This window comes from Cupriavidus sp. UYPR2.512 (genome assembly GCF_000379565.1).
Classification (GTDB): domain Bacteria; phylum Pseudomonadota; class Gammaproteobacteria; order Burkholderiales; family Burkholderiaceae; genus Cupriavidus.
Genome location: NZ_KB903009.1, coordinates 37,578 through 60,348, shown reverse-complemented (window position 1 = coordinate 60,348; position 22,771 = coordinate 37,578). Strand labels below are relative to the sequence as shown.

General features: G+C 68.3%; 21 protein-coding genes. 6 read left to right on the top strand and 15 right to left on the bottom strand.

The features are described 5' to 3' along the window. Positions 1-7 precede the first annotated feature (7 nt). The 10 genes from A3A5_RS0117585 to A3A5_RS0117540 form a co-directional block, all read right to left on the bottom strand. Positions 8-1,486, bottom strand: coding sequence for an aldehyde dehydrogenase (locus tag A3A5_RS0117585; RefSeq protein WP_018311854.1), 1,479 nt, complete (start codon positions 1,484-1,486; stop codon positions 8-10). A gap of 135 nt (positions 1,487-1,621) precedes the next feature. Next, the gene (locus tag A3A5_RS0117580) at positions 1,622-2,422 is read right to left on the bottom strand and encodes an aspartate dehydrogenase (RefSeq protein ID WP_018311853.1); all 801 of its coding nucleotides are present in this window, start codon (positions 2,420-2,422) and stop codon (positions 1,622-1,624) included. Positions 2,423-2,434: 12 nt separating this feature from the next. Further along, positions 2,435-4,150, bottom strand: a complete 1,716-nt coding sequence (locus A3A5_RS0117575) for a thiamine pyrophosphate-binding protein (RefSeq protein WP_026200871.1) — start codon at positions 4,148-4,150, stop codon at positions 2,435-2,437. Then, entirely contained in the window at positions 4,143-4,946 is an 804-nt protein-coding gene (locus A3A5_RS0117570; protein ID WP_018311851.1) for an SDR family oxidoreductase, read from the bottom strand. The genes A3A5_RS0117575 and A3A5_RS0117570 overlap by 8 nt, the downstream gene beginning before the upstream one ends. Positions 4,947-4,951: 5 nt before the next feature. Then, positions 4,952-5,803 carry an IclR family transcriptional regulator gene (locus A3A5_RS0117565; protein ID WP_026200870.1) on the bottom strand — a complete coding sequence of 284 codons (852 nt, stop codon included), beginning with the start codon at positions 5,801-5,803 and terminating at the stop codon, positions 4,952-4,954. Positions 5,804-5,841: 38 nt separating this feature from the next. Further along, positions 5,842-6,378 carry a cupin domain-containing protein gene (locus A3A5_RS0117560; protein WP_018311849.1) on the bottom strand — a complete coding sequence of 179 codons (537 nt, stop codon included), beginning with the start codon at positions 6,376-6,378 and terminating at the stop codon, positions 5,842-5,844. Positions 6,379-6,409: 31 nt separating this feature from the next. After that, positions 6,410-7,183, bottom strand: a complete 774-nt coding sequence (locus A3A5_RS0117555; RefSeq protein ID WP_018311848.1) for an SDR family oxidoreductase — start codon at positions 7,181-7,183, stop codon at positions 6,410-6,412. Further along, a complete protein-coding gene (locus tag A3A5_RS0117550; protein ID WP_018311847.1) occupies positions 7,176-8,237 on the bottom strand; it encodes an aromatic ring-hydroxylating dioxygenase subunit alpha in 1,062 nt (353 codons plus the stop codon). The genes A3A5_RS0117555 and A3A5_RS0117550 overlap by 8 nt, the downstream gene beginning before the upstream one ends. Positions 8,238-8,277: 40 nt before the next feature. Beyond that, positions 8,278-8,583, bottom strand: coding sequence for a recombinase-like helix-turn-helix domain-containing protein (locus tag A3A5_RS0117545; RefSeq protein WP_010811689.1), 306 nt, complete (start codon positions 8,581-8,583; stop codon positions 8,278-8,280). 253 nt (positions 8,584-8,836) lie between these two features. Beyond that, positions 8,837-9,721: an alpha/beta fold hydrolase gene (locus tag A3A5_RS0117540; protein ID WP_018311846.1), complete on the bottom strand. Its 885-nt coding sequence runs from the start codon at positions 9,719-9,721 to the stop codon at positions 8,837-8,839. A gap of 603 nt (positions 9,722-10,324) precedes the next feature. Here A3A5_RS0117540 and A3A5_RS0117535 point away from each other — a divergent pair. After that, entirely contained in the window at positions 10,325-11,419 is a 1,095-nt protein-coding gene (locus tag A3A5_RS0117535; protein ID WP_018311845.1) for a porin, read from the top strand. Between the two features lie 112 nt (positions 11,420-11,531). Continuing rightward, on the top strand, positions 11,532-12,524 hold the full coding sequence (locus A3A5_RS0117530; protein WP_018311844.1) for a tripartite tricarboxylate transporter substrate binding protein: 993 nt from the start codon (positions 11,532-11,534) through the stop codon (positions 12,522-12,524). 127 nt (positions 12,525-12,651) lie between these two features. On the opposite strand, the gene A3A5_RS0117525 is transcribed toward A3A5_RS0117530, so the two are convergent. Together A3A5_RS0117525 and A3A5_RS0117520 are read right to left on the bottom strand one after the other, a co-directional pair. Then, a complete protein-coding gene (locus A3A5_RS0117525; protein ID WP_018311843.1) occupies positions 12,652-14,235 on the bottom strand; it encodes a fatty acid--CoA ligase in 1,584 nt (527 codons plus the stop codon). 75 nt (positions 14,236-14,310) lie between these two features. Then, complete coding sequence (locus A3A5_RS0117520) at positions 14,311-15,093, bottom strand: SDR family NAD(P)-dependent oxidoreductase (RefSeq protein WP_018311842.1); 783 nt, start codon at positions 15,091-15,093, stop codon at positions 14,311-14,313. Positions 15,094-15,358: 265 nt separating this feature from the next. Between A3A5_RS0117520 and A3A5_RS0117515 the strand changes: the two genes are divergently transcribed. Next, positions 15,359-17,728 (top strand): mechanosensitive ion channel family protein, encoded by a 2,370-nt coding sequence (locus tag A3A5_RS0117515; protein ID WP_018311841.1) that lies wholly within the window; start codon positions 15,359-15,361, stop codon positions 17,726-17,728. A 28-nt stretch (positions 17,729-17,756) separates the two neighbouring features. Here the strand turns inward: A3A5_RS0117515 and A3A5_RS0117510 are convergent, their stop codons facing one another. Together A3A5_RS0117510 and A3A5_RS0117505 are read right to left on the bottom strand one after the other, a co-directional pair. Next, complete coding sequence (locus tag A3A5_RS0117510; protein WP_018311840.1) at positions 17,757-18,185, bottom strand: type II toxin-antitoxin system VapC family toxin; 429 nt, start codon at positions 18,183-18,185, stop codon at positions 17,757-17,759. Further along, complete coding sequence (locus A3A5_RS0117505; protein WP_026200868.1) at positions 18,182-18,436, bottom strand: plasmid stabilization protein; 255 nt, start codon at positions 18,434-18,436, stop codon at positions 18,182-18,184. Before A3A5_RS0117505 ends, A3A5_RS0117510 begins: the two co-directional genes overlap by 4 nt. Positions 18,437-18,876: 440 nt before the next feature. Between A3A5_RS0117505 and A3A5_RS0117500 the strand changes: the two genes are divergently transcribed. Continuing rightward, positions 18,877-20,061 (top strand): helix-turn-helix transcriptional regulator, encoded by a 1,185-nt coding sequence (locus A3A5_RS0117500; RefSeq protein ID WP_018311838.1) that lies wholly within the window; start codon positions 18,877-18,879, stop codon positions 20,059-20,061. A 24-nt stretch (positions 20,062-20,085) separates the two neighbouring features. Here the strand turns inward: A3A5_RS0117500 and A3A5_RS0117495 are convergent, their stop codons facing one another. Further along, entirely contained in the window at positions 20,086-20,976 is an 891-nt protein-coding gene (locus A3A5_RS0117495) for a LysR family transcriptional regulator (protein ID WP_018311837.1), read from the bottom strand. A gap of 104 nt (positions 20,977-21,080) precedes the next feature. Between A3A5_RS0117495 and A3A5_RS0117490 the strand changes: the two genes are divergently transcribed. Both A3A5_RS0117490 and A3A5_RS0117485 read left to right on the top strand, forming a co-directional pair. Further along, the gene (locus A3A5_RS0117490; protein WP_018311836.1) at positions 21,081-22,304 is read left to right on the top strand and encodes a CaiB/BaiF CoA-transferase family protein; all 1,224 of its coding nucleotides are present in this window, start codon (positions 21,081-21,083) and stop codon (positions 22,302-22,304) included. Next, positions 22,301-22,762, top strand: coding sequence for a MaoC family dehydratase N-terminal domain-containing protein (locus A3A5_RS0117485; protein WP_018311835.1), 462 nt, complete (start codon positions 22,301-22,303; stop codon positions 22,760-22,762). Before A3A5_RS0117490 ends, A3A5_RS0117485 begins: the two co-directional genes overlap by 4 nt. Positions 22,763-22,771: the final 9 nt, after the last annotated feature.

The window sequence follows — 22,771 nt, the reverse complement described above, 5'->3', positions numbered from 1 at the left end:
GCCGGGGTCAGTGGTTGGCCCACGGCAGCGGTTGTTCGTTCAGGCCCCAGTACACGCTCTTCTGCTCCATGTACTGCAGGATGCCAAGCCGTCCCTTCTCACGGCCCAGGCCGCTGTCGCGCCAGCCGCCGAACGGCGTCGCGATCGAGAACTGCTTGTAGGTGTTGATCCACACATTGCCCGCCTGCACGGCCCGCGCCACGCGCCAGGCGCGCTTGTAGTCGCGCGTCCAGATGCCGGCGGCCAGCGCATAGACGCTGTCGTTGGCCTGCGCGATCAGGTCGTCCTCGTCGTCGAACGGGATCGCCACCAGCACCGGCCCGAAGATCTCTTCCTGGCAGATGCGCGCGTTGTTATCCAGCCCTTCGATGATGGTCGGCGTATAGAAGTAGCCATTGGGCAGCCCGGCCACGTCGGGACGCAGGCCACCGGTGCGCAGCTGGCCGCCCTCTTCCACGCCGGCCGCCACGTAGGACTCGATGCTGTCGCGGTGGCGGTCGGTGATCAGCGGGCCCATCTGGGTGCGCTCGTCGGCGGGGTCGCCCACGCGCAGGTGCGCGGCGCCCGCGGCCAGGCGCTCGATGCAAGCCTCGTACTGCGAGCGCGCCACGAACAGGCGTGATCCGGCGATGCACGACTCGCCCGACGAGCTGAAGATGCCGTACAGCACGCCGTTGACCGCATGGTCCAGGTCGGCATCGTCGAACACCATGGTCGGCGACTTGCCGCCCAGCTCCAGCGACACCGGCATCATCTTGTCGGCGGCGATATGGGCGATGTGCTTGCCGGTGGTGGTGCCGCCGGTGAACGACACGCGGCGCACCAGCGGATGCTTGGTGATGGCGTCGCCGATGACCGAGCCCTTGCCCGGCAGTACGCTGACCAGGCCCCTGGGCACGCCGGCCTCTTCGCAGATGCGCGCCAGCTCCAGCGCCATCAGCGGCGTGACCTCGGCGGGCTTGACCACCACGGCGTTGCCCGCGGCGAGCGCCGGCGCCATCTTCTGCGCCTCGCTGGCGATCGGCGAGTTCCACGGCGTGATCGCCGCGACCACGCCCATGGGCTCGTACACGCTCATGGTCAGGCAGTCGCCGCGCTGCGGCGTGATGGTCTCTTCGAGCGTCTCGCAAGCCGCTGCAAAGAACTGGAAGGTGCCCGCGGCGCTGGCCACCAGTGCGCGCGTCTCGCTGATCGGCTTGCCGTTGTCCAGGCGCTGGCGCTGGGCCAGCTGCTCGCCCTTGGCGCGGATCAGCTCGGCCACGCGGTACAGCACGGCGGCGCGCTCGTGCGGCTTGCGCTGGGCCCAGCCGCTGGTAAGGAAGGCCCGATGGGCGCCCTGCACGGCTTCTTCCACGTCCGCCAGGCTGGCGGCGTTCAGTTCAGCCACCACTTCGCCGGTGGCCGGGTAGCGCGTGCCGTAGCGGTCGCCAGTGCCGAGGCGCCATTCGCCGGCAATGCAGATGGGGAGTACTTCTTGGTGTTTCATGTCGTTGCCTGCTAAGTCTGTCTTTGCCTGCGGCATCTAGCTGCGATGGCCTTGTCAAGTGCTGCTGCCGGACTCCCCTCCCCCGCTTGCGGGAGAGGGGAGCAAACCCGCAGCGATCGTTAGCGCCTCAGTCTGCTAGATCGATACCGCGTGCGCCCGATTCCCCAGCGCCCGCACCACACTGAACACCGTCAGCGCCGACGTCTTGGGGTTGGCCGCGAGCGGCTTGCCGCGCATGGTCAGCTCGAAGCCGCCGAAAGCGCCACGCGCTTCCACGTGGTGCACGTTCTCCACCGCATGCGGGTCGGCCAGCAGCTTGACCGAGGTGCGATCCAGCCCCAGGCCTGCCAGCGACACCGTGGCGGCCACATTGGCATTCCTGGGATACAGGCGCGCCGCGTCGCGCGCCGTGCCCTCGAAGATCACGGTCGCCTCGGTCAGCGCATTCAGGTCGAAGAGCTGCTCGGCCGGCGTGCCGGCCCAGGCGCGCGCCGGCTTGCGACCGGTGTAGGTCACTTCGTCCAGCCCGCCGACACGCGCCGCGGCCAGCGCATCGATCGCGCCGATCGCACCCGACAACAGCTGCACCTGCGTGCCGCCGCGGCGCGCGGCCGCTTCCAGCCGCTCCGCCATGCCGGGCTCGGACAGCGCGCCGACCGACACCACCATGCACGGGATGCCGCGTTCCAGCGCCGGCACGATGTGCTCTTGCAGCGCATGGTGGCCGGCGCACTCGACCAGCAGATCGGGGCGCTGGTCGTCCAGGTGCGTCGCCACGCGGGCGCGCGGCGCCAGCGCGGAGACTGCGTCGCGGGCCTCGTCCATCGTGTGCTCCGGCACGATCACCACGTCGAACACCACGTCAGGATCGCTCTTGAGCAATTCCATCACGCCGCGGCCGATCGCGCCGCAGCCAACCATGGACACATGCAGCATCTCCGGTCTCCTTCAGGCGGTGACAGTGGTTTGTTCGCGCGCCGGCTCTTCGTTGTCCTTGTTCACCGGGGGGCCGGCGAAGATGGTCTTGAAGGAACCGATCGACAGCATGTCGATCTCCAGCAGGAACGGGCCGGGCTCGACGGTGGCCGCTTCCAGCGCCGCACCCACGTCTGCCAGGTTGCTCACGCGGGCATGGCGCAGCGACAGCGACTTTGCCAGCGTGGCGTAGTCCGGCGTATGCAGGTCCACGTAGTGGCGGCGGCCGCCGTACTGCGCATCCTGGATGTTCTTGATCACGCCGTAGCCCTTGTCGTTCATCAGCACGATCACCATGTCGGCGCGCTCCTGCACCGCGGTGGCCAGTTCGCCCAGGTTCAGGATAAAGCCGCCGTCGCCGGCCAGCGTGAACGTCTTCTTGCCCGAAGCGGTCGCCGCCGCACCGATCGCGGCACCGATGCCCATCGCCAGGCCCTGGCCGATGCCGCCGCCGAGCGCGTGCACGCCGGCACGCGAATCAAAAATGCGCAGATGGCGGTTGCCCCAGGTACTGTTCGACACGGTCACGTCGCGCACCCAGTTGAAGCTGCGGCCGACCGCGCCCTGCAGCGCCTGCACCAGCGCCGAATAGGGCCCGAGGCCATCGACCAGGCCGTTGACGGCGGTGTCGTGCGCGCGGCGCAGGTCGGCGGCGAAGGCCGGGTCGATCTGCATGCGTTGCTCGAGCCGATCCGCCAGGGCGTCCAGCGCCAGCGCGGCGTCGCCGCTGACAAAGTAGTCGCTCAGGTAGCAGCGGCCTTCGGCGGCCGGGTCGGCGTCGATGCGCAGCAGCGGGCGCGGCAGCTTCAGTTCGTATTTCAGGGTTTCATTGCCGCGCAGGCGCGAACCCACCACCAGCATCGCGTCGCAGGTCTGGTAGAAATTCTCGACCGGCTTGTGCAGGTTGAAGGCGCCCAGCGAGCGGGGATCGTCTTCCGGCACGATGCCGCGGCCCTGCGTGCTGGTGACCACGCCGAAGCCCAGGTCCAGCAGGCGTTGCACCTGCTTGCTGGCATGGCGCGCACCGCCGCCCAGCCACAGCAGCGGGCGCTTCGCCTTGGCCAGGCGCTCGGCCAGCGCGTCCAGCGCGTGCGCCGACGGCACGTGCTGCGGCACCGGCAGCGGCTGCAGGTCGGCCGGCAGGTCGATCAGCGCGGCCTGGATGTCGATGGGGATCTCCACGCTGACCGGGCCGGTGGGCGCCGTCAGCGCGGTCTGCACGGCCAGCTTGATGGTGCTGATGGCGGTGTCGGCGCTGCGGATGCGGAAGGCGGCCTTGGACACGGCTTTCAGCATGGTGAGCTGGTCCGGCGCCTCGTGGATGTACGCCAGGCTCTGGTCCAGGTAAGGCGTTTCGATCTGGCCGGTGATATGCAGCATCGGCGTGCCGGCGGTCAGCGCTTCCACCATCGCACCGGCGGCGTTGCCCGCGGCGGTGCCGGTGCTGGTCAGGCATACGCCCAGGCCGCCCGTGGTGCGGGCATAGGCATCGGCCATATTGGTGCCGCCCGCTTCGCCGCGCGCCGGCACAAAGCGGATCTTGCCGCGCTCGCCCATGGCGTCGAGGATCGGCATGTTGTGGATCGAGATCACGCCGAAGGCGGCCTTGACGCCGCACTGCTCGAGAAACGCCGTGATGGCGCAGCCCACGGTGACCTGCTGTTGTTCGTACTGTGGTTGATTAGGCATGACGGGAGTGTCCTCCGGAGATATCGATATGGCTGCCCGTGGTGTACGAAGACAACGGCGAGGCAAGGAACAGGATGGCGCGGGCTGCCTCGACCGGCAGGCCCAGGCGGCCAAGGGGAATATGTTTCTGCTGGGCCAGGCGCGCGGTCCATGCGGCCCAGTCCAGGTGGCGGTCTGCTTCGGAGCGCGCCTCGAAGCGGCGGCGCCACTGGCCCGATTCGACCAGCCCGATCAGGATGCCGTTGACGCGCACGCCCTTGGGCGCAAACTCGGTGGCCATCGAGCGCACCAGGTTGAGCACGCCGGCGCGCGCGGCCGAGGTGGCCACCATGTGCGGCTCCGGCTGCTGCGCCAGCAGCGAGTTGACGCAGACGATGGCACCCTGGCCCGACTTTTCCAGCTGCGGCAGGAACGCGCGCGTCGGGTGAATCACCGAGAAGAATTTGAGCTGCAGCTCTTCCATCCAGGCCGCATCCTCGGTGTTGGCGAAGGTGGAGACCCGGCCCTGGCCAGCGTTATTGACCAGCATGTCGACGTTGCCCAGCGTGGCCTGCACGCTGGCGGCAAAGGCAGCGACCTGTTCCGGCCTGAGCACATCGCAGGCGGCGGCATGCAGCCGGCACCCGGGGAATTTCTCGCGCAGCTGCGCCTCGGCGCTGCGCAGGCGGGCTTCGTCGCGGCCGCACATGGCCACGGCGGCGCCCGCTTCAAGCAGCAGTTCGACGGTCGCCAGCCCGATGCCGGAGGACCCGCCGGTAACGACGGCAACCTTGCCGCCGAGTTCAATCATGGACATTGTCCTCACTCCCGATACAGATTCACCACCTTGCCTGCGCTGTGCAGCGACGGCCGGTAGTCAAGCAGGCGCGACAGCTCGCCCGCGGTGTTCCTCACTTTCTCCACCATCGCGTCCAGTTGTTCCGGATCGATATGCGCGGCGGGAATGGTGGCGCCCAGCGCCGCCACCACCTTGCCGGTGCGGTCGCGCACCGGTGCGGCAATGGTCGAGATGCTGGCCTCGAAGAAGCCCTCCTGCAGCACATAGCCGCGTTCGCGGTCGCGCTGGACGATCGCAAAGAGCGCATCGACCGAGCGCGGCGTGCTGTCGGAGAACACTTCCAGCTGCGTTTCCGGGTACAGCGCGCGCAGCTCCGCCAGCGACAGGTCTTCGAGCAGCACGCGCCCCAGCACCGTGGCATGCGCCGGCAAGCGCGTACCGACATTGACCGAGCTGGCAAACGGCCGCGGCGACACCGCCTTGGCCACGTAGACGATCGAACGCCCGTCGCGCACCACCAGGTTGCTGGGGTAGCCGATCTCGTCGCGCAGCCGCTCCAGCAGCGGGCGTCCGAGCTCGGTCAGCTCCAGCGACGCCAGGTATTCAAACCCCAGGCGCAGCACCGCCATGCCCAGCCGGAAGTCCCGGCCGCCGTCGGCACGCTCGACAAAGCCCAGCATTTCCAGCGTGGCCAGCAGCCGGAACACGGTCGAGCGCGGCACCTTCAGGCGGCGCGCCAGTTCCGCGGCCGACATGGTGCGGTCCTTGCTGCTGAACTCGCTCAGCAGGCGCAGGCCGCGCTCCAGGCCCGGGACGATGTACTTGTCCGGGGTCTCGTTGGCGGCGGGCGTGGCCGGGATGGCGTTGGTGCTCATGGCTTCGGTTGAGGCGCGCTGACGGACGTCCGCCGGCATCAGCGCTTGATCTTCGCCAGCGGGTGCTCGGGCGGGTAGGTCGGCGTGATCGGCTTCTTGGCGCCCAGCATCACGCACATCAGCACATCCTCGTCGCCGATGTTGATCTCCTCGCGATACACGCCCGGCGGCACCGAGACCAGGTCACGCTCGGTCAGGATGGTCTCGAAGCGCTCGCCATCCTTTTCCAGAACCAGCTTGACCTTGCCGCGCAGGATGAAGAACACCTCTTCCACGTCGGTGTGGATATGCGACGGGCCTTCATGGCCGGCGGGGATAACCATGGTCGAGAAGGTGAAGTTCTCCGACGGCACGGTGTTGGTGTCGGCGGCCACGCCGGTGCCGCCGGTGCCCAGGTAGCGCATCTGCGCGCGGCGGTACTTGGGGTCGTAGTCGGCCTGGAACTTCAGCGCGTCCCAGTCATACTTGCGCGTGGAGAAGCGCGCCACGCGGCTTTCCATCCACTGGTCGAACGAGGCATCTGCCGGTTGTTCCCAGGAACGCTTGATATTGTCTTGTTGGGAAAGATCGCTCATTTGGATTCCTTTGTTTCCGTGGATCGGTGGGTCAGTGCATGACAAAGCCGCCGTTGACCGCCAGCGTCTGGCCGGTCACGAAACGGGCGAGGTCGGACAGTGCGAACAGCACCGCGCCGCAGACGTCATCGGGCAGCTGCTCGCGCGGGATGGCGCGCTGTTCGCGATACAGGTCGTGCCGGTGCTGGGGCACGTATTCGGTCGCTTCCACCAGCGTCAGGCCCGGCGCCACCGCATTGACGGTGATCTGGTCCTTGCCCAGTTCGCGGGCGAGCGAGCGCGTCATGCCGATGATGGCGCTCTTGCTCGCCACGTAGGCCAGCAGGTTGGGCGCGCCCCACAGCGGCGTGTCCGACGCCAGGTTGACGACGGCGCCGCGGCCGCTGGCGCGCAGCGCCGGCAGGCAGGCGGTGGTCATCAGCCAGGTGCCGCGCACGTTGACGTTCATCACGCGGTCCCAGGTGGCGATGTCGATGGCGGCGGCGTCACGGCCGCCGGAATCCGTCACGGCGGCGTTGTTGACCAGGCCGTCGAGCCCGCCCAGCGCCTTGACCGCGGCGTCGGCGCAAGCCTGCACCGAGGCCGGATCGGACAGGTCCAGCGTGACCGGCACCACCTTCAGGCCGTGGGCGCGCAGGGCGTCGGCTTCCTGCTGCAGGCGCTCGGCCAGGATGTCGGCCATGGCCACGGCGGCGCCGGCTTCGGCCAGCGATCTAACGAAGGCCAGGCCCAGTCCGCGCGCGGCGCCGGTGACCAGCACCTTGCGCCCGGCCAGCAGCGTGTTGTTGGTGTTTGCCTCAGGCATGGCTGGCGGCTCCGGCGGGTTGCAGCATGGCTACCGGCTCGTCGGCCACTTCCTGCTCGGCGCGGCGCTTGAGCAGGCGGCGCACGCGGGTAATGCCGGCATCGTGCTGGTACAGCATCTCGTGGTCACGCGCGTTCGGGGCCATCATTTCCAGCACCACGCGGTCCTGCTCCAGCACGTCCCAGTGCAGCTGCTCCAGGCGGTTGCGGTACAGGAAGCGCCACACGTCGCGCTCCCAGCCCTGCACGTGGCGGGTACGCCAGAAGAACACCATGCAATGGTCTTCATCGACCGGCGTGGCCATGCCGACGATGCCGAACGGGCCGCCGGGGCCGACCCTGGCGCGGTACGGAATCGCCAGGCGCAGCCACAGCGTGCCGGTCTCGCCAAATTCCACCCAATCGAAATTGACGCCGCGCTGGCCGGTCTTCTCGAACACCAGGCCGTGCTCGGTCTCGCGGATCTGCATCACGGCGGACTTCTCGCCGCTGGCCATCGAGTGCGACACAGCATGCAGGTAGGCACCGTGCATCGGGTCCATCACGTTGTCGATGGCGTAGCGGTAGTTGCAGTCCCAGTGCGCCACGCACAGGAAGTTGCTGTGCTCGTCGCTGGCCAGCTCTTCCGGCAGGCGCAGTTCGTCGGGGCTGCCCTCGCCTTGCGGGGCCTGGTCGCCGAACCACAGGAAGATGGCGCCGGCCTGCTCCTGCACCGGATAGCTGCGCACGCAGGTGCGGCCTTCCAGCGGGCAGCTTTCCACCGCCGGCACGCTCTTGACCTGGCCGTCGCCGCCGACCTCAACGCCGTGGTACCAGCAGGCAACGCGGTCGCCCAGGTTCCAGCCCATCGACAGGCGCGCGCCGCGGTGCGGGCAGCGGTCTTCCAGGGCGTGGACCTGGCCGGCGCCATCGCGCCACAGCACGATGTTCTGGCTCAGGCGGGTGATGCCGATCGGGGCATGGGACACCGCCCACGAGGCGGCGACCGGGTACCAGTAGTTGCGCAGGCCGGTGTTCAGGCGGGCTTCGGTGCGGGCTTGCTTGTTCGATTCCATGGTTTTCTCGCTTCGAGGCTGGACTTGGACTGGGGCGGGCTCAGGCACCCAGCCGGCGCATTTCGGACAGGAAGCGCTCTTCGGTCCAGGGCTGGCCGTCGACGCCCAGAAAACCGGCGTCATTGAAGGCGCGCACGATGTCCTGCGGGTTCTGCGCGCCACCTTCGAACGCGGCTTCGAGGGCATCGCCCAGCGCGTTCTCATAGGCGGTCGGTGCGGCGGCACGGGTCTGCCAGACGATGTTGGCGACCTTGCCCGGTTGCTCGATATGGCCCTTGCCTGCCACGTTGTTCGGCGCCGGACGCTCCCAGGGCACCAGGTTCGGGTTGTACGAGAGGCTTTCCATTGCGCTTTGCTCCATGTCTTGCAGCGGGGGGACCGTGTTCCGCGTGCTTCGCCGACCGGTCTTGCGATCGCCTGGGCTACGTTTTACTAATGAAACACTGGTTTAGATATTGAACACAGGTACGACTATAGACAACGCGGCCGCAAAAATTGACTGGGGTTAACCCGCGATCAGCACTACGAATCTGGAAGGGGGTGGCGCAAGCTGCGCGCGACCGCCGGGGATGCGGCGGGCAGGCGCCGCCGCGGTGGCTTCAGGTGACGTCGTCCAGCACCGAGCGGATCAACCGCGCGGTGGCGGCGGCCTGGTCGATATAGCAAGCATGGCCCGCATCCGGGATCAGCGAGAACGGCAGGCCGAAGCGTTCGGCCAGCGTGCCGCAGGCTGGCGGCGTGGTGACGACATCGCGGCTGCCGCAGGCGATCTGCGTGGGCAGGGCGTCTGGGCGCCGGGCCAGGTAGGCGTGGATGTCGTCGCCGCACAGCATCGCCACCGCCTGCCGGTAGCCGTCCGGGTTCAGCCGCTGCATGTTCCAGCGCACCCATGCCTGGGCGCCGGGGCCGGCCTCCTCGCTCAGCAGCCGGGTTGGCCCGCGTTGCGCCAGCCCGTCCACACCAAGCGACTCCAGCGCCTCCAGCCGTTGGCGCGCAACTTCCTGCGCCTGGGCCTCCTTGCCGGGGCCGCCGTAGCCTTGTGCCACGCTGAGCAACAGCAGCCGCGCCGGCAGCTGGCGCGCGTTGGCGACATAGGCCGCCGCCATGAGCGCGCCCAGTGAATGCCCGACGATCAGCGCCGGCCGCACGCCCAGCGCCTGCAGCAGTCCATGCAGCCGCTGCGCATAGTCAGACGCCAACGGCCGCGCCGGCGCCAGCGGCGACGAATCGCCATAGCCCGGCGCATCCCAGGCGATCACCCGCGCGTGCGCGGCCAGCAGGCTCGCGCACGGCAGCCACGACGCCGCCCCGGAACTGATGCCGTGCAGCAGCACGACCGCCGGGCCCGTGCCCCCGCCGCAGCGGTAGGCCACGCGCTCGCCGCCCGCGCCCACCTGCACCACGCGCTGGGCAAACCCGATGTCGAGGGCTTCCAGCAGCTGCCGGTCCGGCTGTGCTGGTGCGTGGGGGTGCTTTTGTTCCATATATAAAACCTAGATTTGTAAATAAAACCTTTACAGCATAGGCGAAGCGGGGAAAAGGACGGGATCAGGGTTAACGATAGGCCTTTGGCGCGCATGGCGTTGCCGGCATCGGCCCGGTGCATGCACCGTTTTGCACGCCGCGGCACGCGCAGCCGCGGGAACTGGGCTGGATGCCTTGGCTGGAGCCGGTCAGCGGCGATTGCGCGGCGCCGGAGCGCGCTGGCCCGGATGGCGGCGGCTGCACCAGGCGCGCGCGGCGCCGCACTGGCGGGGTGCGGCACCGCCGCTGCAGGCTCGTCGCGGCTCAGCCTCACTAGGGATAACCCTCCTCACAACTTCCGGTAAGTCGCAGCTATATTTCCGTGAACGTTTCTTATGTTGTCTGTCGTTCCATATATAAAACAAACAAGAGGCGAAAAACGCATTTTCCGGATCGGCGCCGCGCGATGGCCCCGCCAGGAGACGATCGCATCCATGCATCGCCCTGTCCAAAACGAGGAGAAGAACCTGCCCACCACAAGCCTGCCCTGAGCGCGGACCGCCATCGCAGCGGCCCGGACCACAAGACGATTACAAGACGGAAAACTGGAAGGAAACTGGTAGATGAAACTTGCACGAATCGCCGCAGGCCTGGCCGCGGCTTTCCCCTTGCTGGCCTCGGCACAATCCTCGGTCACCCTCTACGGGGTCATCGACACGGGTGTCGAGTATGTGAGCAATGTCGGCGCCAACGGCAATGGCCTGGTGCGCATGCCCAACCTGACCGCCACCGTGCCCTCGCGCTGGGGCATCCGCGGCAGTGAAGACCTGGGCGGTGGCCTGAAGAGCATCTTCGTGCTGGAGTCGGGCTTCTCGCCGGATTCTGGCACCTCCAACCAGGGCGGCCGCCTGTTCGGGCGCCAGGCGCTGGTCGGGCTGACCAACCAGTACGGGCAGCTGTCGTTCGGCCGCCAGTACACCATGCTGTTCTGGGCCACGCTTGACAGCGATATCCTGGGGCCCAACGTGTACGGCTCGGGCTCGCTCGACAGCTACCTGCCCAATACGCGCGCCGACAACGCGGTGTCGTACAAGGCCAACTTCAGCGGCTTCGTGGTGGGCGCCACCTACAGCTTCGGGCGCGACGCGGTCAACGCCGGCCCCAGCCCATCGGGCACCAACTGCGCCGGCGAGAACGCCGCCGACAAGAAGGCGTGCCGCGAGTGGTCGGCCATGCTCGGCTACGACAACAAGACCTGGGGCGTCACTGCCGCGTATGACTCGCAGCGCGGCGGCCCGGGCGCCTTCGGCGGCCTGACCAACAGCAACCTGACCGACGACCGCCTGTCGCTGGGCGGCTACATGCTGTTCCAGCGCGCCAAGATCGGCGCCGGCTGGATCCGCCGCGACAACGAGGGCAGCCCAACGCCGATCAGCGACCTGTACTACGCCGGCGCGTCCTACGACATCACCCCCGCGGTCAACCTGGCCGGCCAGGTCTACTTCCTGAACTACCACGGCAGCGACAACCAGGCCATGCTTTACACGCTGCGCGCGATGTACAGCTTCAGCAAGCGCACCTCGGTTTACGCCACCGCCGGCTTTATCAACAACGGCGGCCAGCTGGCCATGTCGGTCAGCGGCGGCTCGCCTGGCTCGAACCCGCGCCCGGGCGAGAACCAGTGGGGATCGATGATCGGCATCAAGCACGTTTTCTGATTTTCTCCGCGCCCCCCGGCGGTACCGTCCGGCGCAGGCAATGCGCCGGACGCCCACACAGCCATTGGCCCCGGCCCGTCCGGGCGCCACGTCTTACAGAGGTCTGAACATCATGAAGCCCGTACGCCGCAAAGTACTCGCCACGCTGGCCGCCGCGACCGCCCTGGCCGCTGCCACCGGCGGCACCGCCCTGGCCCAGGGTGCGTACCCGAACAAGCCCATCACCATCGTTGTGGCCTACCCGGCCGGCGGCGACGTCGACGTGCTGGCGCGCATGTTCGCGGAAAAGCTCGCGCCGCGCCTGAAGCAGTCGGTAGTGGTGGAAAACCGCACCGGCGCCGCTGGCACCATCGGCAGCGCCTACGTGGCCCGGGCCAACCCGGACGGCTACACCCTGCTGCTGGCCCCCAACACTGTCGCCATCGCGCCGCTGGTGCTCAAGGCCGGCGCCGGCGCCAGCTATGACGTGCAGCACGACTTCACGCCCATCAGCCAGATCGGCACGCAGTCGCTGTTCGTGGTTGTCAACAAGGGTACCGGCATCACCAAGGTCAGCGACCTGGTGGCGCGCGCCAAGGCCGGCAAGGTGGAAACCTATGCCACGCCCGGCAATGGCTCGCCGATGCACATCATGGGCGAACTGTTCAACAAGTCCGCCGGCATCAAGATCAGCCAGGTGCCCTACCGCGGCCTGGCGCCCGCCATCGTCGACGTGATCGGCGGGCAGGTGCCGGTGACCTACATCACTTACGGCGCGATCTCGCAGTACGTCGGAAATGGCAGCCTGGTGCCGCTGGCGGTGGCGGACCAGAAGCGCTCGCCGTTCGCGCCCAACGTGCCGACGCTGGCCGAGCTGGGCTACAAGGACGTGGAGATCGGCGCCTGGCAGGCCCTGCTCGGGCCCAAGGGCATGCCGGCCGACCTGGTGCGCACGCTCAACACGCACGTCAACGAGATCCTGAAGATGCCCGACGTGGTGGCGCGCATGGCCACCATCGCGGTCACGCCTTCGGGCGGCGAGCCGGCGGTGCTGTCGAAGCTGATCGCCGCCGACACGGCCCGCTACACCAAGGTGGTCAAGGAATTCGGCATCCAGGCGGACTAAAGCCAGGGCAGTCCGACAGGCAAAGAAAAACCCGCCAGTCACTGAACTGCACCCCAAAGGTTGGATCGATGTCCAACTTTTGGGGTGCAGTTCAGTCACGGCGGGTTTTTCTTTGCTCCTGCCGGCGTCAGTTCACCCGCCGGTTCATCCCCTCCCAGAACGGTTCGCGCAGCTTGCGCCGCAGCAGCTTGCCCGACGGGTTGCGCGGCAGCGCCTCGACAAACTCGATGCTCTTGGGCACCTTGAAGCCCGCCAGCCGCTGGCGCGTCCACGCGATAATGCCGGCCTGGTCCGGCGCCTGCCCCGGCTTGAGCACGACGATGGCCTTGACCGCCTCGCCCCACTTCTCGTCCGGCACGCCGATCACCGCCACGTCAGCCACCTGCGGGTGGCCGTAGATCGCGCTTTCAACCTCGGCCGGATAGACGTTCTCGCCGCCGCTGATGATCATGTCCTTGACGCGGTCATGGATGTACAGGTAGCCGTCGGCATCCGTGTAGCCGGCGTCGCCGGTGCGCAGCCAGCCATCGGCATCGATGGTGCGCGCCGTTTCCTCCGGCTGTTTCCAGTAGCCGGCCATATTGTGCTGCGAGCGCACTACGATCTCGCCGACCTCGCCCGGCGCCAGCTGGCGCCCTTCGTAGTCGACCACCTTGAGCTCGACGCCAGCCAGCGGCTTGCCCGCCGCGCGCATGCGCGGCACCTCCTCGGTGGTATGGTCCTCGGGCGGCAGCGCCACGATGGTGCCGGTGGTCTCGGTCATGCCGTACTGCTGCACGAAGCCGCAGCCGAACACCTCGATGCCCTCGCGCAGCAGCGCCGCAGGAATCGGGGCGGCGCCGTACAGCAGGTACTTCAGGCGCGAGTAGTCCACCTGGCGCGCACGCGGGTCGCGCAGCACGATCTGCATCGCGGCCGGCACCATGAACAGCTTGCTGATGCGTTCGTGCTCGATGAAGTCGAGCACGGCGCGCGGATCGAACTCGCGCGCCACCACGCCCTTGGCGCCGGCCAGAAGGTTGCGCAGCCCCCAGCCAGAGCCGCCGATATGCGCCACCGGCATCGCCACCAGCGAGATGTCGTCGGCAATCCAGTGCGACCACTGAATGGTCTCGCGTTCGCTCACCTCGGTGCCGATGGTCAGGTTGCGGTGCGTAAGCATCGCTCCCTTGGGCCGGCCGGTGGTGCCGGACGTGTACAGCTGCAGCACCACGTCATGTGCGGCCGGCTCATGCGCGGGCGCGGTGGCCGGATGGGCGTCGCGCCAGTCGATATAGCACTGCCAGTCGCCCTGCTCCGCGCACGGCTCCATCACCACCACCTTGCGCACCATCGGCAGCGCGGGCAGCAGGTTCCGGACCATTGCCGCCGATTCCGCCCCGACGAAGAGCACCACGGCATCGCAATGGCCAAGGATGAACTCCACCTCGGGCGGCGCCAGGCGCCAGCTGGCCGGCGTCATCACCGCGCCGGTCTTGGCCGCGCCAAGCAGCAGCTCGAAATAGTGGTCGCTGTTCTTGCCGATATAGCCAATGCGCTCGCCGACCCCGGCGCCTTCAGCCAGCAGGGCCTGTGCCACGCGATTGGTGTTCCGCTCGAATTCGGCATAGGTAGTCTGCCGGCCTTCGAACGCATACGCCACCGCCTCGGGCCGCAGGCGCGCGAAGTGGCGTACCGCGTGGGGCAGTGTCGTCAGATAGCTGAAGTCCATCCGCGTCTCCTGATTTTGATAGCGTCCGGACCAGCGCTGCGCGGGCCCGGACATGACGATGTGCTGGCGCTACGCTCAGCGCGGCGCCATGCGGATGGCGCCGTCCAGACGCACCGATTCGCCGTTGAAATAGCCGTTGCGGCACATCTCGACGGCCAGCGAGGCGAACTCTTCCGGCTGTCCCAGGCGCTTGGGGAACGGCACCGAAGCGGCCAGCGCGGCCTTGACGTTCTCTGCCGCGCCCTGCAGCAGCGGCGTATTGAAGATGCCCGGCAGGATGGTGTTGACGCGGATGCCTTCGCCCGCCAGATCGCGCGCGATCGGCAGCGTCATGCCGACCACGCCGGCCTTCGACGCCGAGTACGCGGCCTGGCCCATCTGGCCGTCCTGCGCCGCCACCGACGCGGTATTGATGATCACGCCGCGCTCGCCGCCGGCGGTGTCCAGCGTCAGCATGCCCGCGGCCGAGCGCGCGATGCAGCGGAAGGTGCCGATCAGGTTGATCTGGATGATGCGCTCGAAGGCATCGGACGGGAAATGCTTGATCTGGTCCGGCGCTTCCTTGGAACGCGAGGCGGTCTTGATGGCGTTGCCCGTGCCGGCGCAGTTGACCAGGATGCGTTCCTGGCCGATGGCGGCGCGCGCCTTGGCAAAGCCGGCCTCGACCTCGGCCTCTGAGGTGACGTTGACCTGGCAGAACACGCCGCCCAGTTCACGCGCCAGCGCTTCGCCCTTCTCCACGTTCAGGTCGAACAGCGCCACGCGCACGCCCTGCGCCGCCAGCGCACGTGCTGTTGCCGCGCCCAGGCCCGAAGCGCCACCCGTCACCACTGCCGATACCGATGCATTGAGTTCCATGCCGTCTTTCCTTTGTCTCTTGTTCCTGGCCCGGCCGGATCCGGCGCGGCCCCGCGGTTTGATGAAGCCGGCAGGCGCAAGAACCGCCTGTACCGGAGTGGGCTCGAGATTCGTGGATCGGCCGTTGCGACGCATCGTCCGAAGCGACGAATGAGGATGGCGCGAGCCTGTGGCGCGCTCCGGCACCCGGCGCGACCAATGCGCTACAGTGACGCGATCGACGGCCATTCCGGCGCCGCCCGGCACCGGCAACCGACTACGAACCATGCACAAACCCGAACACCACGCCCCCACCCCTGCGCTCCGCTGGCATGCCGCACTGCAGCCGGTGCTGCGTGCGTTCGCCGTGCTGGCCGCGCTGTTGACGCTGCTGTGCCCCATCCCGGCGCACGCGACCCCGGCCGGCTCCCTCGTGGCACTGCTGGGCAAGGCGGAGAAGCCCGCGGCGCCGGCCAGCGCACCCGCCGCCAGCGTGCCGCTGGCGCAGTCGCTGGACCAGGTGATCGCCACGCTGCAGAACGACGGCGAGCGGCGCGCCCTGGTGGGCCAGCTGCAAACCATGCGCCAGGGGCTGGGTGCCTCCGGGGCCGCGCCCGCCTCCGCGGCGGCAGCCCCGGCCGGCGCCTCCGCGCCCGGCCTGATCGGTGCCGTCGCTGAAGTGCTGGACGAGGTCGATACCCATCTGCGCAAGGATCGCGGCCCGTGGCAGTTCTGGCGCTGGCGCACGCGCTTCGCGGGCGAGGAATGGCACGCCGCGCTCACCCACAACGGCACCCGCACGACGCCGGCCTCGCTGCGTGAATTCGCGCTGGTGCTTGCAGCCTGGGCGGTGAGCGGCGGGGTCTTGTGGGAGATCGGCCACCGCATCCGGCGCCGGCGCGCGCGCAAACCCACGCGCGCCGAGCGCGGCAAGCTGCCCGAGCTGCCATCGTGGGTCGACGTCGGCGTCTTCATGCTGCGCCATATCGGGCCCTGGGTGGTGGCATTCGGGCTGACCTTGCTGCTGGCCCAACGCGTATTTGCCCAATCGCCGGCCAGCGTCGCCGCCGTGCTGGTGGCGTATGCAATCGTGGCGGGGGCGATCGCGGCAGCGGTGTGCCAGGTCATCTTCACGCTGTTCCGCAGCGCGCACCGGCAGTTGGCGGTGCGGCAGCTGCTGGCGCACTCACCGTGGCTGCTGTTCTGCACGGGGGCGCTGGCGGCACTGGGCGACGGCGCCACCGACAGCCGCGTGATCGCCGTGCTCGGCACCAACCTGTGCGCGCTGGTGGCCACCGTGGCCAATATCGCCGCGGCCCTGGGCATCGGCGCGTTCGCGCTGTGTTTCCGCCGGCAGATCGGCCAGCTGATCGGCCAGCGGCCGCTGGCCTTCCGCCAGGCCCACCCGGCCGCGACCGACCTGCTGCGGCTGGCCGGGCAGGCCTGGCACCTGCCGGTGCTGGCGGTGGTGGTGGCATCGGTGGTCGGCACCATCCTGGCCACCGGCCATGCGGATGTGTTCCTGCGCCGCACGGTGGCATCGGTGGCATTGTTCCTCGCCGGGCTGCTGCTGACGATGGTGGCGGGGCACTCGCCCAAGGCCACCGCGCGCGCGCCGCGCATCCGCGACCGCCGCCGCTCGGCCTACCTGCAGCGCTTCGGGCGCTTCGCGCTGGCGCTGGTGCGCGTGCTGATCTGGGCAGTCTTCATTGAGATGGTGATGCGCGTCTGGGGCACGTCGCTGGTGCGCCTGGCCGAGTCATCCGCTGCGGGCCGCCATCTCACCGAGACGGTCTTCAGCGTCACCAGCACCGTGCTGCTGGCCTGGCTGGTCTGGCTGCTGATCGACACCTCCATCATGCAATCACTGTCGCCCGCGCACGGGCGCGGCGCGCAGCCCAGCCTGCGGGCCAAGACCATCCTGCCGCTGGTGCGCAACGCCTCGCTCATCGGCCTGCTGGTGATCACGGTGATCGCGGTGCTGGCCAACCTGGGCGTCAACGTGACGCCGCTGCTGGCCGGCGCGGGCGTGGTTGGCCTGGCCATCGGCTTCGGCGCGCAGAGCCTGGTGCAGGACCTGATCACGGGGCTGTTCATCGTGGTCGAGGACTCCATCGCCATCGGCGACTCGATCGAACTGCCGGACCACGCCGGCGTGGTCGAAGCCATGACCATCCGCACGGTCAGGCTGCGCGACGGCCGCGGCGCGCTGCACACGCTGCCGTACAGCCAGATCAAGGCAGTCAAGAACCTGTCGCGCGGCTATGCCTACGCGGTGTTCAACATCGGTATCACCTACCAGAGCGACCTGGACCAGGCGCTGGAGCTGATCCGCGCCACCGGCGCCGAACTGGCGCGCGACCATCGCTACGCCCGCAACCTGATGTCGGGGCTGGACATCCTGGGGCTGGACCGTTTCGACCCGAACGGGCCGGTGGTGATGGCACAGTTCAAGACCCGGCCGCTGATGCAGGCCGAGATCACGCGCGCCTTCAACGCGCGGCTCAAGCGCAATTTCGACGCCAACGGCATCCGCATGGCATCGGCGAGCCTGACGATCCAGGTGGATGGCGGCGCGGCGCAACGGTTGGATCCGGAAGCCGCCAACGAAAAAGCCACCCAGCGGGCGGCTGATCCGACGACTCAGGGACAGTAGCAATACGTTTGGCGCGGGCGTTCCCCCTTCACGACGGACGCGGCGCCAGCCACGGATTTAGCACCTGCAGCCCGGCCGCTTCAAAGGGCGACATGTCCCGCGTCGCGACCATCATGCCGTTGGCCGCGGCAATCGCGGCGATATAGCCATCCGGCGTGGGAAGGCCGCGGCCACGGCTTCTGGCGGCAGTGGCGAGTTCCGCATAGTGCCGGGCCGCATTCGTGTCGAACGGCAAGATGCGCCCTTCGAACAGCGTCACCAGGCCGTCCAGCGCAGCGGACAGCATGGCGCGGCGCCTGCCCGCCGGCAGCGCGCCGATGCCGAACAGCAGTTCGGCCAGCGTCACGCTGGACAGGTACAAGGTCTCGGCGGCCTCGTCGTTGAGCCAGCAGCGCACGGCGTCGGCCGGTTCCGGCTTCATGGCCTCGGAAATGACGTTGGTATCCAGAACGATCATTCAAAGCTCACTGGCTCGGCCGCTGCATTGTCCTTGCCCTGCTCGATCGCTTCAACGTCCGCATTCGACAGGCCGATCTCACGGCCAAGCATCGCCAGCGCATCACCCAGGCGCACGCGCTTCTGCGGCATCACCGCCCTGGCCAGGATCTCACGCACCTCAGCCTCGGTGCTGCGTCCGTTCTGGGCGGCACGGACCCGCAGCGCACGATGCACGTCGTCGGGCAAATTTCTAACGGTCAGGATCGGCATGATCGCCTCCACCACTGCAGTCAATGACTGCATTATTACTCCAACGCTGTCATTCTAACAACTGCTTGCTGCGTTGAACTTATGGCACCAGAGCCAACAGAATCGTGGCGTATGTGGAACGTCGAGCACTATTTCAGCGCTGAAAATTTCTTTTCTTCACGAGTATTACCATCGCGCCGCAGTATGATCGCGGCCCTGCCTGGCCCGGCGGGGAAGTTACGCCGCGCAATCCGTATTTCCCCCCCCCGACCCGGGGGATAAAACAAACAACATTGTTTGGCATGATTACGATGCGGCGAACATGACGGGACCAAGCCCGCCGCCACAGCATCCGTATCGGCGCCTATACAGAACGCCAGAACGGAACCGATAACACCAAAAGGATGTGGCCACTTGCCGTGGCGCAAAGCAAGAGGCGTTTGCCACCGGGGGATCTGAACATGGGCGAACACCCGACTACGGACGAGGACTTCCATCGTCTGGTCGACTCAATCTACGAGTCCGCGCTGGACGTTGCGGCCATGCCCGGCGCCCTCGACCTCTTTTCCCGATACACCTGCACAGGCAGCCCGCGTTACCTGATCTGGGACAAGCTGGCCGGCCATGCCCGCCTTGGCGTGACCCCGCATGGCTGCTTCACCAGCGGCGCCAGCATGCCCGACTGGCTGCCCGGTCCGCTCGACCTGCCCTATCCTGGCACTTGCTGCACCCCCAATGACGCCCCCGCGCTGGCCTGCCACGGCATGGCCTCGTACGATGGCGGCATGGCGGATGCGGCCACGGCTGCGCTGGCCTGCAGCGGACTGGAACAAGGCATCCGCCTGATTGAGAACGCCGAGGTTTGCGTGCTGATGAGCGGCACCAGCGCGGGCAGCATCAGCACAGGCCAGCGCGAGCGGCGCCTGGCGCACGTGATGCCGCACTGGGTGCGCGCGGCACGGATGCAGCAGCGCAACTTCGAGCTGAGCGGACTGGCCAGCCTGGGCCTGGCCGGGCTGGATACGCTGGACTTCGGCGTGATGGTGCTGCAGACGGACCTGCGCGTGCGCTATGCCAACAGCTGGGCTGAGGCGCTGGTGCAGGCCGATGGCCACCTGTCGCTGCAGGGCGGTGTGCTGCGCGCCCACAGCGACACGCTGCAGGCGGTGCTGCGCAAGCTGCTCGACGGCGCCATGCGTGCCCGCGGCACGGACGCGGCCTCCGGCTCGTGGATGCACATTACCTCCGGCGGACAGCCGGTGCCGATCATCGTCACGCCGCTGGTGTCGCGCCAGCCGGTGGAGGGCCCGTGGCAGCTGCCGGCCGCGATGATGCTGTTCGGCAACTCGGAATCGCGCTCGGTGCTGGATGCCGGCGTGCTGACCTCGCTGTTCGGGCTGTCGCGCAAGGAAAGCATTATTGCGATCCGCCTGGCTGCCGGCGAAACCCTCAACGAAATTGCCGAGCGCGAATTTCTTTCGCCCCACACCGTGCGCGTGCATATCCGCGACACGCTGCGCAAGACCGGCACGCATCGCCAGTCAGAACTGGTGCGGCTGCTGCACCTGCTGCCGGGCGTGAACCTGGAGCGCGCCGGCGTGACCCCGCCCGTGCGGCCGCGCGCGCTGCGCCCGCGCGCCGCCTGAGGCGCTGCACCGCCCGCCTTCCCATCAGTTCACCGCGGCCTGCGCCGCCGCCAGGAAGCGCTGCACCTGGCGGTCGCCGTCATCGGGCCGCGCCGCCAGCGCAATGCCGATACGCCCGGCCGGCCGCGGGCTGGACAATGACAGGAAGCGCACGCGCCGGTTGGCATAGCGCGCCGCCACGCTCGGCACCAGGGCCACGCCAAGCCCACTCTCGACCAGGCTGACCTGGGTCTGCACCTGCACCGCCTCCTGCGTGACACGCGGCACAAAGCCCGCCTGCTGGCACAGCAGCATTGCCACCGCATGCAGGTTGGGCACCGGCGCCGCCGGATACATGATGAAGGGCTCGTCCGCGAGCGCGCGCAGCGGGATGGCGTCTGCGCTTGCCAGCGGGCTGTCAGCCGGCACCGCCGCGACAAAGACGTCGTTTTCCAGCGGCGTCAGCGAATAGTTGCCGGTGTTCAGGATCGGGAAGCGCACCAGGCCGGCGTCGACCTGGTGTTTTTCCAGGCGCTCGAGGATCGCGGCGGTGGTGGATTCATGCAGGATCAGCTCGATGCCGGGATGCGCCGCGCGGAACGCCGGGATCAGCTTGGGCAGCAGCGCATACGTCGCCGAGCCGATAAAGCCGATGCGCAGCGCGCCGCGCTCGCCCTGCCCCGCGGCGATCGCCGCGGCACGTGCCTGTTGCGCATGGAACAGCGCACGGCGCGCATCGTGCAGCGCGGCCTCGCCCGCCTGCGTCAGCCGCACGCCGCGCGAGGTGCGCACGAACAGCGCCGTGCCGAGCTGGTCTTCGAGCTTGCGGATGGAAATGGAAAGCGGCGGCTGCGCCATATGCAGGCGTTCAGCCGCGCGGTGGAAATTGCCCGTCTCGGCCAGGGCGACGAACTGCTGCAACTGGCGGAAGTCCATGGCTCGTTAATATCCAGTGAATATCAATTTCTAAAAAACTAATATTAGACCAAGCCTGGCCTGCTGATCTACCCTGTGCCCACAGTAAAAAGATCGGAGACAACATGCTGCCGCTTGCAGGCATCCGCGTGGTCGACCTGTCCACGGTGGTGATGGGGCCGTATGCCAGCCAGTGGCTGGCCGACCTTGGCGCCGAGGTGATCAAGGTCGAGCCGCCCGAGGGCGATTCCACGCGCCGCACCGGCCCCGCCACCGAGGCCGGCATGGCGGCCATTTTCCTGGGGGTGAACCGCAGCAAGCGCAGCGTGGTGCTGGACCTGAAGCAGCCGGCCGCGCAGGCCGCGCTGGAGCGCGTGCTGGCCGGCGCCGACGTGCTGATGCACAGCATGCGCCCGCAGAAACTGGCCGCACTGGGGCTGGCGCCCGACGATGTGCGGGCGCGCCACCCTGAGCTGGTCTTTGTCAGCCTGCTCGGCTTTGCCGAGGATGGCCCTTATGGCGGCCGCCCGGCCTACGACGACATCATCCAGGGCCTGTCCGGCAATGCCGCGCTGATGGCGGCGCAGACCGGCGACAGCCGCTACTTCCCCACCATCGCCGCGGACAAGACCAGCGGGCTGGTGGCCGCGCTGTCGGTCTGCGCGGCGCTGGCCGGGCGCGCGCGGCGCAATGCCGATGGCAGCACCGGCCACGGCACGCTGGTCGAGGTGCCGATGTTCGAATCCATGGTCGCCTTCAACCTGGTCGAGCACTTCTACGGCCGCCATTTCGAGCCGCCGCGCGGCCCCAGCGGCTACCCCCGCGTGCTGGCGCCGCTGCGCCGTCCGTACCGCAGCGCCGACGGCTATGTCTGCATGATGCCGTACACCGACACGCACTGGCGCGACTTCTTCCACGCCGCCGGGCGCCCCGGGTTGGCCGCCGATGCGCGCTTTGCCGACATCGCGGCACGCACGCGGCATATCGAGACGCTGTACGAGCTCACCGGCGAAATCGTGCAGGGACAGACCACTGCGCACTGGGTGGAGCTGTGCGAACGCCTGCAGATCCCGGTGGCGCGCATCAATGAACTCGACGACCTGCCGGCCGATCCGCACCTGGTCGCCACTGGCTTCTTCGAAACCGTCGAAGACCCGGCCATGGGCACGTTGCGTTTTCCCGGCGCGCCGGTGCGCTTCGACAGCCAGCGCGCACCGCTGGGCATCCCGCCGCGGCTGGGCGAGCACACCGAGAGCGTGCTGGCGCAGGCGGGACTATCCGCGGAAGCGATCGCGCAATTGCAACAAAGCGGTGCCGCACGCTGCGCACCCGCCAAGGAGACGCCATGACGCATGCAGAACTGCCCCGCCTCGGCCAGGGCTTCTACTGGCAAGACCTGCAGGAAGGCCAGGCCTTCCGCACCTTCGCCCGCACCGTGACCGAGACCGACCTGGTCAATTTCATTTCCGTCACCGGCATGGTCGAGGCCATCTTCATCGAAGCCGGCTATGACGGCGGCGCCATCCAGGGCCGGCCGGTGCCGGCGGCACTGACCTATACGCTGATCGAGGGCTTTATCCTGCAGACCATGATCCAGGGCACCGGGCTGGCCATGCTGGAACTCACTCAGCAGATCCACGCCCCGGTGGTGGTGGGCGACACCATCCACGCCACCGTGACCGTGACCGGCATCCGCCCGACCTCGCGCAGCGGCCGCGCCGTGGTGGATTCGCGCATCGAGGTGTTCAACCAGCGCGGTGAGCAGGTCATGACCTACACCGCGCGCCGGTTGCTGGCGGGACGCTGAATCCGCCGC

Bases quoted from the DNA above. Each gene is read 5' to 3' on its own strand.
- A3A5_RS0117585 (WP_018311854.1), bottom strand. From the start codon at position 1,486: ATGAAACACCAAGAAGTACTCCCCATCTGCATTGCCGGCGAATGGCGC.
- A3A5_RS0117580 (WP_018311853.1), bottom strand. From the start codon at position 2,422: ATGCTGCATGTGTCCATGGTTGGCTGCGGCGCGATCGGCCGCGGCGTG.
- A3A5_RS0117575 (WP_026200871.1), bottom strand. From the start codon at position 4,150: ATGCCTAATCAACCACAGTACGAACAACAGCAGGTCACCGTGGGCTGC.
- A3A5_RS0117570 (WP_018311851.1), bottom strand. From the start codon at position 4,946: ATGTCCATGATTGAACTCGGCGGCAAGGTTGCCGTCGTTACCGGCGGG.
- A3A5_RS0117565 (WP_026200870.1), bottom strand. From the start codon at position 5,803: ATGAGCACCAACGCCATCCCGGCCACGCCCGCCGCCAACGAGACCCCG.
- A3A5_RS0117560 (WP_018311849.1), bottom strand. From the start codon at position 6,378: ATGAGCGATCTTTCCCAACAAGACAATATCAAGCGTTCCTGGGAACAA.
- A3A5_RS0117555 (WP_018311848.1), bottom strand. From the start codon at position 7,183: ATGCCTGAGGCAAACACCAACAACACGCTGCTGGCCGGGCGCAAGGTG.
- A3A5_RS0117550 (WP_018311847.1), bottom strand. From the start codon at position 8,237: ATGGAATCGAACAAGCAAGCCCGCACCGAAGCCCGCCTGAACACCGGC.
- A3A5_RS0117545 (WP_010811689.1), bottom strand. From the start codon at position 8,583: ATGGAAAGCCTCTCGTACAACCCGAACCTGGTGCCCTGGGAGCGTCCG.
- A3A5_RS0117540 (WP_018311846.1), bottom strand. From the start codon at position 9,721: ATGGAACAAAAGCACCCCCACGCACCAGCACAGCCGGACCGGCAGCTG.
- A3A5_RS0117535 (WP_018311845.1), top strand. From the start codon at position 10,325: ATGAAACTTGCACGAATCGCCGCAGGCCTGGCCGCGGCTTTCCCCTTG.
- A3A5_RS0117530 (WP_018311844.1), top strand. From the start codon at position 11,532: ATGAAGCCCGTACGCCGCAAAGTACTCGCCACGCTGGCCGCCGCGACC.
- A3A5_RS0117525 (WP_018311843.1), bottom strand. From the start codon at position 14,235: ATGGACTTCAGCTATCTGACGACACTGCCCCACGCGGTACGCCACTTC.
- A3A5_RS0117520 (WP_018311842.1), bottom strand. From the start codon at position 15,093: ATGGAACTCAATGCATCGGTATCGGCAGTGGTGACGGGTGGCGCTTCG.
- A3A5_RS0117515 (WP_018311841.1), top strand. From the start codon at position 15,359: ATGCACAAACCCGAACACCACGCCCCCACCCCTGCGCTCCGCTGGCAT.
- A3A5_RS0117510 (WP_018311840.1), bottom strand. From the start codon at position 18,185: ATGATCGTTCTGGATACCAACGTCATTTCCGAGGCCATGAAGCCGGAA.
- A3A5_RS0117505 (WP_026200868.1), bottom strand. From the start codon at position 18,436: ATGCCGATCCTGACCGTTAGAAATTTGCCCGACGACGTGCATCGTGCG.
- A3A5_RS0117500 (WP_018311838.1), top strand. From the start codon at position 18,877: ATGGGCGAACACCCGACTACGGACGAGGACTTCCATCGTCTGGTCGAC.
- A3A5_RS0117495 (WP_018311837.1), bottom strand. From the start codon at position 20,976: ATGGACTTCCGCCAGTTGCAGCAGTTCGTCGCCCTGGCCGAGACGGGC.
- A3A5_RS0117490 (WP_018311836.1), top strand. From the start codon at position 21,081: ATGCTGCCGCTTGCAGGCATCCGCGTGGTCGACCTGTCCACGGTGGTG.
- A3A5_RS0117485 (WP_018311835.1), top strand. From the start codon at position 22,301: ATGACGCATGCAGAACTGCCCCGCCTCGGCCAGGGCTTCTACTGGCAA.